The 15448-nt window shown below is 47.9% G+C and carries 8 protein-coding genes; 2 read left to right on the top strand and 6 right to left on the bottom strand.

Features of this window, described 5'->3' with window-relative positions; all coding sequences use genetic code 11:
• Nucleotides 1-6: 6 nt before the first annotated feature.
• Nucleotides 7-4413: a hypothetical protein gene (locus tag DF182_RS01025; RefSeq protein WP_113613837.1), complete on the bottom strand. Its 4407-nt coding sequence runs from the start codon at nt 4411-4413 to the stop codon at nt 7-9.
• Nucleotides 4414-4766: 353 nt separating this feature from the next.
• Here DF182_RS01025 and DF182_RS01020 point away from each other — a divergent pair, with 353 nt between their 5' ends.
• Entirely contained in the window at nt 4767-5654 is an 888-nt protein-coding gene (locus DF182_RS01020) for a hypothetical protein (RefSeq protein ID WP_147243307.1), read from the top strand.
• Between the two features lie 79 nt (nt 5655-5733).
• Here DF182_RS01020 and DF182_RS01015 read toward each other — a convergent pair whose 3' ends face one another.
• Nucleotides 5734-6453: a hypothetical protein gene (locus tag DF182_RS01015; protein WP_113613835.1), complete on the bottom strand. Its 720-nt coding sequence runs from the start codon at nt 6451-6453 to the stop codon at nt 5734-5736.
• A gap of 187 nt (nt 6454-6640) precedes the next feature.
• Complete coding sequence (locus DF182_RS01010) at nt 6641-7489, bottom strand: AraC family transcriptional regulator (RefSeq protein ID WP_113613834.1); 849 nt, start codon at nt 7487-7489, stop codon at nt 6641-6643.
• Between the two features lie 134 nt (nt 7490-7623).
• Between DF182_RS01010 and DF182_RS01005 the strand changes: the two genes are divergently transcribed.
• Entirely contained in the window at nt 7624-8640 is a 1017-nt protein-coding gene (locus DF182_RS01005; protein ID WP_161964019.1) for a zinc-dependent alcohol dehydrogenase family protein, read from the top strand.
• 78 nt (nt 8641-8718) lie between these two features.
• On the opposite strand, the gene DF182_RS01000 is transcribed toward DF182_RS01005, so the two are convergent.
• From DF182_RS01000 to DF182_RS00990, 3 genes are read right to left on the bottom strand one after another with little or no spacing between them, the layout of a single operon-like run.
• On the bottom strand, nt 8719-10308 hold the full coding sequence (locus DF182_RS01000) for a fibronectin type III domain-containing protein (protein WP_113613832.1): 1590 nt from the start codon (nt 10306-10308) through the stop codon (nt 8719-8721).
• Between the two features lie 4 nt (nt 10309-10312).
• Nucleotides 10313-11806, bottom strand: a complete 1494-nt coding sequence (locus tag DF182_RS00995) for a RagB/SusD family nutrient uptake outer membrane protein (protein ID WP_113613831.1) — start codon at nt 11804-11806, stop codon at nt 10313-10315.
• 18 nt (nt 11807-11824) lie between these two features.
• Nucleotides 11825-15202, bottom strand: coding sequence for a TonB-dependent receptor (locus tag DF182_RS00990; protein ID WP_161964018.1), 3378 nt, complete (start codon nt 15200-15202; stop codon nt 11825-11827).
• Between the last annotated feature and the right edge of the window lie 246 nt (nt 15203-15448).

The following is a 15448-nucleotide window of genomic DNA, read 5'->3' as shown; positions in this document are numbered from 1 at the left end:
GAACTGCTAGAAAAATTTTACGTTGATAGTGAGGGTTATGCTAGCAGTAGCTCCTGGCGCAAGACTGGCCTGGTTGGGTTGCAGCAGATTGATGTCCGTTTTACCATCGAAGGCGTTATTGTATCCATTGATACCCGTGAGGGAATGGCTGGTAACAGTATAGGTAGCGGCAGGAGGTAAAGATGCCGGGATATAATCTGTCACCTGCACATTGTTGATGGTAACAGCCGTAGCAGGGTTATGCAGGGTGAAGGTAAACTGAATGTTATAGGAGCCATCGCTGTTTTGTGTGGGCGTTGTAGCTGCTTTGGTAACCTTGATACCACAATCATCTACATTCACCTGTACATCAGCATTGCTGGAAGGGCATACGCCGTTGGTGGTGGTCCAGCGGAAAGTGTAGGCGCCTGGTGCCAGTCCGTTAACGCCGGAAGCAGGATCATTAGGCGCATTGAATACCGGTGTACCTGCAGTGCTATTGATGACAGACCAGATACCTGTTCCGATGGCGGGTGCCTGGGCGTTTAATGTCAACGGACTATAAAGACAGATATTCTGTGTAACGCCTGCATCAGCAGGTGTTGGCTTATCATATACTTTGATAGGGAAATCGCTCGTGCTGGCACAGCTGCCGGAGTTGATGGTCCAGTGCAGCAGGTATTCACCTGCGGTGATATTAGACACAGTCGTCTGTGGATCATCCGCTGTAAAGGTAAACGGTGCAGGAGAACCATCTGACTTTTCGATGGTCCATTTACCGGTTTCACCAGCCTGCGGTGCATTGGCATGCAGGGTGATAGCGGTGCTGGAACCATTGAGGATACAGTGGGCATCGGGAACAGTCTTACCTACGTTGGCATCAGCAGGATTAGGAGGCACGGAAGTGACCTTTACATTTACCAATGCTGATTTGGAAGGACATACGCCGTTGCTGATAGTCCAGCGGAAAGCATACTGTCCGACTATTGTTCCCAGTACTTTGGTGGAAGGGGCGTTGATGCCTTCAATGACGGCAGTATTGCCGGCAGGTACTGTTTCAAAGCTCCAGGTTCCTATACCGGAAGTGGGTGTGATAGCATTGAGCTGAATATTATTGATACAGGCATTGTTTTGATCGGCTCCGGGCTGTGGATCGGAGGGCTCTGCAGAAACAACGATCCGCATGATATCGGAGTTGCTGGTGCAGTAGCCATTGGAGACAGTCCATTTAAACACATATATACCAGGCAGCAGGTTGCTTACCGCGGTATTGGGCAAGGCTGTGTTCTGTATCACCGGATCGGTAGCACCATCCGGTTTACTGTCTACTGTCCATATGCCGGTGCCAAAAGATGGCGCCGTTGCCTGCAGGGTAGTTGAGATACTGCTGGTTGTTTTAGGAAGACAGAATTGCTGGTCTGGTCCGGCGGCTGCGGTGGAAGGCAGCGCGCTGGTGATAATAGTCGCTTCTGCGCTGGTGCTGTTACAACCGGCATCAGCAGCGATGGTATAAGTAAATTTATAGGTGTTGCCGGGAGTCATGTTGGAGATCACTGCGGCATTGCTGGCATTGGGGTTAATAGTGGGACCAGCAGGGCCTCCGGTTTGGCTCCAGGTGCCGGTGCTGCCTTCATTACCGGTGATCATCGCGGTAGTAGCATTACAGAGTTGTTGGGTAGTAGTTTGAATCTTTGCACTTTCTTTCACTATCAGTATTACCTCATCTGTTTTTAACGGGCAATCAGGACCGCTGCTAGCGGCCCATTGCAGCTTATAAGTACCGGTCTTTAATTTGGAGATCGTTGTATTGGGATCGGACGGATTATTAATCTGCGGATTAGATGGACCGCTTAATACGCTCCAGGTACCGATACCGTTGGTGATGGGGCTGGCGTTCAGCGTAGCCATGGCACCATCGCATATAACCTGGTCTGGTCCTGCATTAGGATCACTGGGAGGTGTGGTGATGGTGTAGGTCACATCGCTGTAGTTAACATCACAGGCGCCGTTGCTGATGGTCCAGCGGAAAATGTAACGGCCGTCTGAGAGATTGTTGACAGTGGTATTATTTTGAGAAGGATTGACGATGGTGATACCGCCAGGGCCTTCCTGCTGGCTCCATTTGCCGGTGCCGACAGTGGGTGCATTACCCTGCAGGATGATGCTGGGGCTGCCACAGAGGCGCTGGTTGGTGCCAGCATTGGCGATGGAGGCAGGAGTAGAGATGGTGTACACTACTGTATCACGGGTAGCAGGACATCCGTTGCGGGAAAGGCTCCATTCCAGCTGATAGGTGCCATTGCCTGCGCCGGTTACACCGGTATTAGGCTGGGTATCATCGGTAAAGGTCAGGCCATTGTTGCTGCCGATGACAGACCATTTACCGGATTCACCGTTGGCAGGTGTATTACCGGCCAGGGTGAGGGTAGTGGTTCCTGCGGGGAGGCATTTGTCTGGCCCGGCCACTGCCTGTTTTGGACCAGCTACAGCCGAAGTGGTGATATGCACGTTGGCGGAGCTTTGGCCACAGCTGTTTTTGACAGTCCAGGTAAAGGTATAGGCTGTGTTAGATGCCATGCCGGTAGCGGTGGCCAGTGGGTCTGCAGGATCAGAGAATACTACACCATTGGCAGGTGTCACACTCCATAGACCGCTTTCATTGATACCGGGTTTGTTGCCTTGTAATTTATAGGGAGTACTGTTACAAATAGTCTGGTCTTGTCCGGCTGCAGCAGCAGTGGGATTCCTGTCGGATACTACTACCTGTACATCGGCCTGCTGATTGGGACAGCCCTGGTTGCCGGTGATGATCCAGCGGAAGGTGTAGGTGCCATTGAGCAGTTGCGAAATCAATGTGGTAGGGTCTTTTCTGTCTGCTATCTGAGCGATGCCCGGGCCACTCACCTGTGACCAGCTGCCGGTACCTATTGCCGGTGTGTTGCCGGCGAGATGTGTTTCGGTGATACTACAGGCCAATACCTGCCGTGTGCCGGCGTTGGCAGCGGTAGGAGACTGGGAGATCTGTACATATACATCTGCATACTGGTCCTGGCATCCGCCGGAACCGTTGTTGGTGGTTCTTTTCAGACGAACAAGATAAGTACCGGGGATAGTATACTGCGGTAAAAGCAGTGGATAGGAGGCATCTGCGAAACCTGTAGCCGGTACACCCGCCGGAGCACTGATCAATGACCATTGTGTTTTGTCTCCGCCGGTATAGCTGTAGTTGACAGTAACAAACGAAGCATCGCAGGGTGCCACTACTGGTGAAGGTGCTGTGATAGTAGGAGGTGCAGTGTATTTTATGGTATAGATACCGGAGGTATTGCAACCCGTGTTAGGATTACTGATTGTATAACGGAATGCGCTGGTAAGCCCGTTAAGATTTTTTACTTCTGTAGAAGGACTGTTGGGGGAAACGATGGTACCTGCTCCTGAAACGGTGGTCCAGGTGATGGTTTCACCAGCATAGGCAGGTGTAAGTCCGGTGATGATGGTGCTGGTACGGCCATCACAATAGGTGGCTTCGGCATCCCTGGCAACGGAGACAGACTGTGTGCCTGCCGGTACGGTGAGGGTGACGTCTGCCGTGCCATTGGCACAGGGACCTTGTACTGTCCAACGGAGTTTATACGTGCCCGTAGTAAGGTTGGAAACAGTGGCTTTATTATCGTGAATATTGCTGAATACCGGAACGGTGGGACCGCTGAGTACAGACCAGGTGCCCTGTTGCCCTTTGATATTGGTACCACCAAAAGAGGCGTTCATGACAGCTGATTGTGTGGTGGTATAGCAGTTGCTGAGTACCTGGTCGGGCCCGGCTGTGACGGGCATTACACCGCCCGGATAGGTAACAACGATGTCATCGGAAGAGCGGCAGGAGTTATTACTGGTAATGGTCCAGTGGAAGGTGGCAGCTCCTGCTTTATCCGCATCTGTTTTGATATTGAGTACAGGATTAGTTGGGCTGCTGATCATGGTGATGCCCTGGGGGCTACCATCGAGTGTCCAGATGCCGCTTTCGCCGGCAACTGCCGCATTGGCCTGCAGTGTGCCACCTGGCGGGCAAACGCTGATGTCTGCGCCGGCGTTGGCGATAGTGGCCGGATAAGTGTTGTAGATGACTTCATCAAATATCAGAGAGCCATCTACACATTTGGCTGAAAGCCTGAATTTATAGGTGTTTCCGGGTGTGTATCCCAATACTTCTGATGTGAGGCTGCCTGGATTTTTGATGGTGACAGCAGGACCGGCAACCTGGGTCCATACAGGATTGACGGCGATGAGTCCACTGCTGGAGCCGGCAAGTATAAATTTGTTGTTAGGACAAACAGACGTAGTTACGCCTGCATTGATAGTACAGTTCTGGGCTAAAGCATATGTCGCTGGCAGGCAAAGCAATGCCAGGGCGATGCTACGAAGGAGACCGCTCATTATGTGGTAGTAGGATGTAAAAAAATCTGCTAATTAAGTTGAGCGCAAATATATATATGTAAACTATAATAAAACAGTATTTACACATATAAATTAATTTATAACTGATTGAGATTATTAATTTGTATTTAATTGATAATTAAATATTTGTATCATGTTTAGACAATATATTCAATACTAACCGGGAATTTTCCCGGTGTCTCTTTTTAGGTGGTAAAATTTTAGGTATCTCACATGAAAAGTAAAAAATGTTTGATGCGCTGAAATATCAGGAGAGTTGGCTGGGAACAGGATGTCGTTTCATATCATCATTTTTTTACTGATATTTGCTCTCCCTTTTTAGAATAGATATCATGAGAAGATTATTATTTGTTTTGTTTGCCTGCTTCAGCCAGGCCGCACTGGCACAGGAAGCTCCTTATTTTGAAGATATGCGTGTATGGTCGTTAGGCGGAGAAGATTCGGTCCGCCATATTTTTGCCGACACTGCTTTTATTAGAATTAGTCCGGATACCCGCCAGCTCCCCATTGATACCTTATTGGCCGGAGACGATGTTACCATTAAACAGATAACTGATAAAAGCCTTACGCTGAAAGGCCTCAAAGGGCCTTGGTTACAGGTGAAGTATATAAAGGACGGCATCGCTAAAGATGGATACATCTGGCAAGGACTGATAGGTTGCTCTCCCATGCGGCGTGGCGATGTAAAGTTTATCTATGCAGTAGACCGTCGTGCTGACAGCAGTTATGTACTGGAAGGCAACAAAGAAATCAGCAAACGTTTTCTGATCAGATTAAAAGTGGTACAGAAAGGAAAAATACTGGCTTCCGGATCGCTGATCACACCTGATGATGAAAGCGCCAGCTATAGCACTGCCAGAGTGATGAGCGGAATGGGGCTCACCGGTGTACAAAATATCGTTACCCTTACCTTTAGTGGTGAAGCTTGCGGCATTCCTACCTATGACTATTATTTTGGCTGGACAAAAGACGGAAAACTGGTCCGCTTCCCCGATAAAACCAACGTCGGAGATGCAGGTGTTTTTTATCATTCTGAAACATTTATCTTCCCCAATGAAAAGAATGGAAAACCGGATATGATCGTCTGGAATATGATAACAGAAGAAGCGACAGATGACCTGGATAAAGATGGTAACTATATTATGACCACTACTGATAAAGGAGAGAAACAATATGTATGGGATCCTGTAAATGCTAAGGTGTCTCTTATCGCGAAATAAGTTCTCCTGCTTGTCCGTTTGGTTTTCAAACTGTAACAGATAAGGTGCCATGCCCGGTTACTGCCGGGCATGGCACTTTTTATTTTTTACCCACATTACCTTTCATGAATTTGTATGCCAGCTTCAGTGAGAAATAGGAGGTACTAAATGCATCCCCTTTTAAAGTTTGGAAATACCCGCCTGTGTTGGAATAAACTTCCCCGGAAAGATAGTTGGACCTAAATAACTGAAGATGCCCCAGCAGTCCTATGTACAGCGCGCTACGGGACGTGATGCCGATATCGAAACCGGATTCCAGCACTATTGCGGGAACAATCAATTGTTGGTGATATAGTCCGATGAAGGAAACGCTGGTGAATTCTCCTGTGATGGGATGTATGTTGTACTGCTCACTGATTGGTTTGTTATCCTTGGTAAGGTTAAGATCAGCAGAAAGACCGATACCGTATAACCATCGGCTATTATGCTGTACCGGAAGGCTTTTCATTAGCAATAATGGAAGTTCAGCCTGAAAGTTGTTGACGGGGATATGTGAATAGTAACTATGGGAACCCCATAGGAATGAAGGATTGAGATGCAGACCGGTGTTTTTATTCAGTTTTTTTTCCAGTGCCAGTCCTGCTTTCAGGGTAAATTTATGGTCAAATCCTCTGAAATCCCCGGTAGGGATATACGGTATGTGTTTCGTCCAGCCACCTTCGTAGATAGATGTTTCTACACTGAAGCCCCAGTTTATCTGGGCGCTGGCTTGCTGCATCCAGCAACAGCAGAAAAGGAAAATGCTGATGGGTTTAAGCATGGTTTTTTGTTGAAGAATGTTTACAGATCAGATTAACAAGGTTTATTCGCTTGCATGCAACCTAAAATTAAAATTGGAGGGTGTTGTTCTGATCGCATATGCCGCTACTTTTCAATCAGGAAAAGAATGGGCTCTTCTTCAATTTTCAAACAATGTTCTATTTGTGCAGTACATAGACTCATTACCCTCAGGCCTCTTGTTTTTGTCCATTCCGGATCTGCCGCATGCCTTTGTTATAGTATTTTTTCATCATCCGGTTCATATGGCTGCTGTCTGTAAAACCCAGCTCCAATGCAATATTCTGTAAGGATGCATCTGTATAAACAGCGCGTGATTCAGCAATTTTTAACCGGAGCTTCATCACGTAATCCTGAAAACGTTCGTTGGCATTACGTCTGAAATATTCACTGAAGTAGGTTTCTGCAATATGAAACCGTTGTGATAGATGAGGTACTGAAAGTTTCTCCACATCCAGTATATTAAAGCTGATAAAATTCAGCAGTTCGGCAAAGCGGTCATCACTAAACATGCGTCCGCTCAGCATCCTTTTCTGCATATTGCGGCAAATAATCGCCAATACGGCCACCAAAGTATTCTGTATGATAAAGGCTGAACAGATATCCTTTTTTTCATATTCATAGAGAATGCTGTCCAACAGGCGTTTTAACTGTGCTTTGTCTTCCGGGTCTGTCACCACTTCTCCTGAATGATAGTTGTTATTGCCCAGAATAAAATTCAGCCGGCTGAACCAGCTGCTGTAATCTACATAATCATTCGGGCCCGGTACAAAGTAGGTACCGGTAAAACGAACAAACAGAAAACGGGTAGGTCTGTCTACCTGGTAATAATGGCATTTGGCGGCCGGTAAAAGAAAAATACCGTTTTTATGATAAGGGTGGAGAATATTATTCACCCGTTGGTGCCCTTCTCCATCCAGGATGTATACGAGTTCAAAGAAGTTGTTTTTCCGGCTTCTTTCCTGCCATTCGTCGTATGCTGCTATTTCCACAGCAAAAGAATCATGTAAAAAATCCATAGTATAAAAATACAGCTATTTTTTGCTGCTTTACAGTCTATCCAGGAATGTTACTGTTTTTTCACATCATCGTACTGCATGATTTTTCTCCGCTGTTTCACCTTTGTATCATTAAAAACAAAAATGATAAACAGATGAAAGCAGTTCAATTAAAAAGTTTCGGGATAGATCAGTTGATGGTGGAAGAGCGCGAGATACCTGCACTTCAGGCGAATGAAGTATTGGTGAATATTAAAGCAGTGTCTTTAAATTATCTCGACCTGATCATGGTAAATGGCAGTTTTAACAAAAATGTTGCTTTCCCTTATACACCGGCATCGGACGGAGCGGGCGTGGTAACGGCAGTAGGGGCCGGCGTTACCAGATGGAAACCGGGAGACCGTGTGGTGATTCAATATGTGCAGAACTGGACAAAGGGCAGGATAGATGCAGAAAGTAATGCGGTGCGGGTAGGGTGGCAAATACCCGGTGTAATGGCTGAATTTGTTAGTATTCCGGAACATGGGCTGGTGAAAGCACCAGAGAACCTCAGCTTTGAAGAAACGGCCACACTGCCCATTGCAGCGCTTACCGCGTGGTATGCCTTGATAGAGCAGGCCGGGCTGCGGCTGGGTCAAACTGTTCTTACCCAGGGCACGGGAGGTGTATCATTGTTTGCCCTGCAGATAGCCAAAGCAGCAGGCGCCAGGGTGATCGCTACTACCAGCAGTGATGAAAAAGCAGCGAGACTGAAAGCGCTTGGTGCCGATGCGGTGATCAACTATCGTCAGTATCCGGAATGGCATCAGCAGGTGAAAGCGCTGACAGGCGGGGAAGGTGTAGATATTACACTGGATGTAGCCGGAGAGCAGACAATCGGCCAATCGCTTTTATCAGTCAAAGAACACGGTTATGTAGGCACAGCGGGTTTTATATCCGGAACAGCGCTGCCACTGGATATCATGCAGCACCAGATCAACATGAACTTCATCCGTATCCAGGGCCTCGCTGTAGGTAGTGCAGAAAGTTTCAATGCCATGAACCGCGCCATCACCATCAACAATATTCATCCTGTAATTGATAAAATCTATCCTTTAAGCCAGGTGCAGGATGCGTACCGGCGGCTGGAATCCGGTCAGCATATCGGAAAGGTGGTTATCTCGCTTGCCTGACAACGGTTGTAATGACATCGGGGACTGTTGGTGTTTTACGCCAGCAGTCCCCGATGTATCATATATCGTTGTAAGTGATTACCTGACTTTACTGATAGTCACATCATCCAGTACAATGGCTTCTTTGCCTGTATTTTTGAAGTAGATGCGGACCGTTTTCATATTGTTGCCATATTCTTTACCCGTTTTGAAACGGAGTTGCTGCTGGCTGAAATCAGCTTTGCCGGCATGTGTTTGCGTGGCGGCCTGTTGCAGTTCACCGGTAACCAGTTTTACATTCTCCACAGCTGCATATAACGGGCTGTTACCGTTTTGCCAATAGGAGAGCTGGTAGTCGGTGTTGTTGTTTAAGTAAACATATTGTTCCATTTCCTGGCCGGGTTGAAGAGACAGTCCATGCAGACCATTTCTTTTTTTATCGGTGGCCAGGGTACCGGTGCCTTCCCAGGGGAGCAGGCTGGTATTGGCTTCAAATCCGGGATTGGGCAGTTCATTGTTGCCTTCCAGTGGCCACTGGTATCCGCGGATGTAATCCACTTCCATGTTAACGCTACCGCCTGCGCCGTAGCTGCCGAGGAAAACGTTCATAAAGTGGTTGGGTGAATAGATCTGATGTTTGTCAGTATAAGCTTTGATCAGCTTACCGTTGATATAATGTTTGATGCTGTTGGGTGTCCAGAGGATACCGTGAACGACCCAGTTATCTTTATGTTCAAAGCCTTCTGCGATATGTGTGGCGAGGTTGTGCACGAACTCACCTTTTTTGTCGACATGGCCATGTAGTACAAACTGGGCATCCAGGTTTTCGAATACATCGATCTCAAATACCTGTCCTTTGGGACGTACGCCGGTGGTGCCTTCCAGGGTAGTGCCTTCCTGCAGGTAGTACTTCAGGTCCGGGCCCGGAGAATCGAACCAGTAAGCTGTGTTTAATCCTTTCGGCTGACCACTGGCACTGCGTTTCACCCGCACTTCAAAGTAGCCGCCACGACTATTATCGAGGAGGTTTTCATTGGTACGCCAGTCATAGGTCTGGATAGAAGAGATCTTTCTGCCGTTGGATGGGTAGAAGACTTTTGCTGGCAGTGAATCATTGGTGAAAATATTGATGGAGTGGCCGGTCAGCTGATAGGCTGCTTCAGGAAGCTGGCCAGCCCGCATTTCCTGCAGGTTATCTTTTCGTAAGAAGTCGATATTGGAATAGTAGGTAGTATGCCACTTGTTTCTGTCGAGCAATTCATCATTAAATTCATCCTGCCAGAAGATTGTCATGCCTTCAGGTACGGCTGAAGAGCCGGGGATGTCCGGATGACGTGCAGTGGCAGTATCCAGGCTCCATTGAGTGGTGGTGATGACAGAGCCCTGTAGTGCCTTGCTTTTTTCGCGGTTGTTAAAGGCTTCCACCCATACATAGTACTGCGTTTTTTCCTTTACCTGCTGAATATAAAAATGGCTGGTATTAGCCGGCAGGGTGGCAGAAGGTGTACCGGGTTTCTGTTTGGAGGCAGACCAGTAAACATGATATCCGGTTTCATTGTCTGCATTGTCTTTCCAGCTCAGTTTGATCCAGCTGCGTGTCCCCTTCGTCTGAAGGGCTGTGGGCGCTGGAATTTCCTGCGCCCACAAACCTGATGATGTTAAAAGTAATAAATAAAAAAGTCGCTTCATATCACTAGTTATATCCCTCATTTTGTTTGATAACCCCGTTGCTCTGGGTAATCACTGTCCTCGGTAAAGGTAATAATACCTTGTAAGCCTGTGCAGTCGTAGAGCCGTCGTTGATGGCTCTTTGTATAAACAGGTTCCAGCGGATCAGATCATCTTTTCTCCATCCTTCTCCCCAAAGCTCAAACAAACGTTCGTCCTGAATACGTGCCAGGAACTGGTCTTTAGGTAAACCGACCGGCAGATCGCTGAGGCCCGCTCTTGCGCGCACAGCATTGATAGCATCATATGCTTGCTGGGTAGGAGCACCGTTCACTTCATTGATACATTCTGCCAGCATCAGCAATACATCGGCATAACGATAGATTGGGAAATCGATGCTGCTGTTTTGTGAATTGGCCCTGGACGGGTCTGGCGCAAATTTCATAGGAATAGCTCCCAGGGCGCCGGAAGTCCTGGCGTTTTTGTAGATCACCTTACCATCAGGTGTTTTACCGGCGGGATAGGACTCCAGCAGTACTTTGAGACGTTTGTCTTTTTTGTCAAATTTATCGTAGGAAGACCATGGCATTTTATAACCACCCCAGGCGGTAAGTGGGATGCCGGTTGAATCTACATAATCAGAAGGAAGAGCATGGGCCAGCCACATGTTGGAATACTGGTCGCCACCAGAAGAAGAGCATACCACTGCGAGAATCATCTCAGCAGAGCTACCACCTTTGCTGGCAGTGCTGAAATTGTCTTCGTAGTTGGGCAGCAGGCTATATCCCATTTTGGTGATATCCTGTCCGGTAGTGAGGGCATCATTCCATCTTTTCTCATGCATATACAGCTTCATCAAACCGGTGAGAGCTGCAGCTTTGGAGAAACGGCCGTAATCCTTGCCGGTGAATTTGTCGGGGAGAACTGCCGCCGCATCTTTGTAATCCTTTTCAATCTGTGCTACCACTACATCTTTGGTAGGTCTTGGTACATAGGGCGCGTTAGGGTTGGCCGCTATTTTAGGATCTGTGATGATGGTGAAAGGCCCGTAGTTGAAATACAGCAGCTCTGCATAATGTGCTCTCAGCGCTTTCAGCTCTCCGATATATCTTTTCTTCAGGTCAGCATCGATCTGCATCTTCTCCATTTCATCCAGGGTGATGGTGATCCGGGAGATGTAGGGCGTATAGCGTTCATAGTTATGCGTTACCCAGCCAAAGTCGGGTGTATAGTTCAGGTCGCGCAGTGGTATCCAGTTGCCACCCCAGGAGCATACTCCTTCGTCGGTGGTCATCATGGCCTGGGTGCGCCAGCCATAGGTGCCGGCATCCCAGCCCCCTTGCCAGTCCGCGCCACCGGCGAGTCCTGTATAGGCTGCGTTGACAGCGGCTACGGCGCCTTCGGTAGTGCTCACCACCGAAGAGAGGTCACCATAACTTTTATATTGCAGATCTTTTTCACACGCACTGAAAGCAGCGAGGGCTCCCAGCAAAACGAGTCGATGATATATGTTTTTCATGATTCTCCGGTTAATTGATTAGAAGGATACATTGATGCCAAATACATAACTTTTTACGAGCGGATAGAAGTTGTCCGGATCCAGCTCTGGATCAAGTCCGGGGTATTTGGTGATGGTAAATGGATTCTGTACATCGAATGAGAAACGGACTGCAGAAAACAGTTTTTGTTTTTCCAGCACTTTGCCTGGCAGGGCATAACCCAGGGTGATGTTGCGGCAGCGCAGGAATGATGCGTTGGATAACCAGTAGCTGGCTTCATTCTGGAACTGGGAGTAGGAGCCGTCTGTCAGGGATGTAGGGAAGTTTCCGTTTGTGTTTTTGATGTTCCAGCGATCGGAAGATACCGGCATGGCATTAAAACCAAAGGCATTCATGGTATTTTCTGTAATCCTGCCGGAGAGATAAGGAGACCATTTTTTCTGTACCATTCCTGAGAAGAAAATGCTCAGGTCGAAGTTTTTATAGGAGAACTGGTTACCGATACCGAAGTTAAAACGAGGATCCTTGTTGCCCAGGTAAGTCCTGTCGGCCTCTGTGATGGTGCCATCGGGGCCAACGAGGTTGCCGTTGCCATCATAACCATGTCTGTCTTCCAGGATAAGACCTCCGGGTAGCATGCCTGGCATCTGTGCCGGTGCGGAGCCTTTATCGCCTTTATAGATACCGTTGGAGATATAACCAAAGATAGGGTTGAACAGGGCGCCTTTACCAGTAGCTATTTCGTATGGTTTGAGTACACTTCTGGCCTCCGGAGAACGTTCTACCCAATAGTTGAGGTAGTGGGAGAAATTGAGGGAGGTAGACCAAGTGAAACCTTTGTCAGATACGATGTTTCTGGTTTGCAGGCTGATCTCATAACCAGTAGATCTGGTTTTGCCGGCATTACGATATACACCATCGATCACAAAACCGGTAGGGTATTTCACGTAATAGATGAGATTACGGATGGTTTTATTGTAGTAGTCTACTGAACCGGTGATCCGGTTGTTAAACAAACCGAAGTCAATACCGGTATTCAGTTCACCAGCGGTTTCCCAGGTCAGATTAGGGTTGGCATCGCGTGCCAGTACCAGACCAGAGTTAAGGTTGCCGGAACCGAAATAAGGACTTTGGGAAGTGTTGTACAATTTGGCGGCAGCTTCACCGAAGTTACTGTTGCCGGTTTCACCGTAGCCAGCTCTCAGTTTCAGGAAGGAGAGGGCATTGAGTGAACGCATAAACGGTTCATCGGAGAGAACCCAGCCGGCAGATACGCCGGGGAAGTAACCCCATTTTTTGTTGTCAGCGAAAACAGAGGAGCCATCACGACGGATAGACGCCTGTAAAGTGACGTTACCTTTGAATGTGTAGATAGCTCTGGCGAAGTAGGAAGCCCATATAGTTTCTGACTTATTGGAACCTACAGAGGGTTTGATAGCCTGACCGGCGCCGAGGTCATAATAGCTGGACACATCGGAGAGGAAGCCCTGGTTGGCAGCATTGAAACGTTCCCAGCCTGATTTCTGGTAGCTGTAGCCAGCTACAGCGCTGATGCTGTGTCTGTCGGATAATGTTTTGTTATAGGCAAGGGTATATTCCAGCAGGCTGGATTTAGCTTCTGACTGGGCAATGCTGGCAGATCCGTTTACCTGAGCGCCATAGTAGAAAGTGCGGGGCAGGTAAGTAGATCTTTTGGAGTTGGAGTTATCATAGCTGAAACGTGCGTTGGCCTTCAGTCCGGGAATAATGGTCCATTCGCCATAGGCGCTGCTCAGTACACGGTTGGCTACGGTCTGGTCTGTAACAGTGGCGTAAGACAAAGGATTAGGGATGTTAGGATAATAAGGACTTACAGGGTAGCTGCCATCGGGCAACTGTAATGGCTGTACCGGTGCCCAGTAGATAGCGGAGGTAATGATACCGCCGTTTTCCAGCACACCTTTGGTAATGGCGTTGTTGGAGGTAGAATTGGAAACAATAATGCTGGCGCCTATTTTAATTTTGTCAGATATAACCTGGTCGAGGCTCAGCCGGCCGTTGTAGCGTTTAAAGTCGGTGCCAACGATCACCCCTTTCTGATCGAAGTAGTTGCCGGAAGCATAGTAGGTAGTTTTGCCGTTACCACCGGAAAAGGAGAGATTATGCTGCTGCGTGTAGCCTGCACGGGTAATGGCGTCTGTCGCTTTTTCCTTGTTGTTATAGGCTGAATCTATCTGAGACTGGGAATAGATCGGTTTGTAAGGTGTAACGGTAGAAGCATCGGTGTTACCATAGTAGGGTGCTATCTTATTGTCGCGGTACCACATTTCTTCTTTCAGCAGATTGCGTTGCTGCATGTAATCTGCTGCGCCATATACTGGATACATTTTATCCACGTTCTGTGCGCCATAGCTGCCGGTATATTCCACTTTAGGTTTACCGGAATTTCCTTTTTTGGTGGTGATGAGCACCACGCCGGCACCAGCTCTGGCACCGTAAATGGAGGCGGCGCTGGCATCCTTCAGGAATTCGATAGAAGCGATATCATTAGGATTGATAAAGTTGAGCGGTGACTGATCTGCACCTCCATCGCCGTATTTGGTGCCGGTTCCGGGCTGTACGGGAGCGCCGCTGATAGGCACACCGTCTACTACATACAGTACACCTGCATCGGCAAAGGAAGGGTTACTTCTGATCTGTACTTTAACACCTGCTCCAGGCTGACCGGTAGGCTGCACTACCTGTACGCCGGAGGCTTTACCCTGTAAGGCCGATTGAAAAGAGGAAGATGCGCTGATGTTAAGGTCTTTGCCTTTAACGGTGGTCACCGCACCGGTTAAGTTCTTTTGTTTTACTGCGCCGTAGCCGATTACGACTACGTCAGTCAGGCTGTTGGTGGATTTCTTCATCCGGATTTCGATGGTAGCCTGGCCGTTGTAGACGATTTCCTGTGAGTCAAAACCTACTGAGCGAACGGTAATGATGTCGCCTTTGTTGAGGTCCAGGGTAAACGCACCGTCTACATTGGAGATGGCGCCTTTTTGCGAGCCTTTGATCGCTACGCTGACAAAAGGCAGGGGAACACCTTCTTCATCAATTATTTTTCCGTGTACGGTAGCCAGGGTGGCAGTTACCACTGGTGTACTCTTTCTCCTGATCGTGATTTCTTTTCCTTCGATCTGGTAAGTGAGCGGCTGACCTTCAAAGATGTCTTTTAATGCCTCATTCAGCGGAGCATTCACCAGTGAAACATTCACGGGATTGGCCGCGTTGAGGTGATCTTTTACATAAAAGAAATTGTATCCCGTCTGATTTCTAAGTTGGCGGAGGACAGTTGCGAGTGAAGCATTTTTTTCAGAGAGTGTGACCTTTTGAGCGCTGGCGGCAGCACACAAACTGATAAAAGCGGTAAGCATTAGCGTGGTGGTGATTCGCATGACAACCATGATTTTTGAAGACCGGCAATAGTTTGCCCTGCCTCCTTTGTAAAGAAGGTGTAATTTCATACCTTTACTGGCTTTGGTTTTAATTAGATACTCGACTTTGATTGAAGCCTTACAAGTAACGTGGAAGTGCTTCCTCACTTTCACGTTTTTCTTTGGTAAGGGGAAAATGATGACTGTTTAGTTCATAATACGCGGATTTAATAGTTCACTGATAAATAGTTGTTCACTGATAATAAA

It is taken from the genome of Chitinophaga flava, assembly GCF_003308995.1.
Classification (GTDB): Bacteria; Bacteroidota; Bacteroidia; order Chitinophagales; family Chitinophagaceae; genus Chitinophaga; species Chitinophaga flava.
Note: the sequence above shows the minus strand (reverse complement) of the source record. Positions and strands in the feature narration are given on the sequence as shown.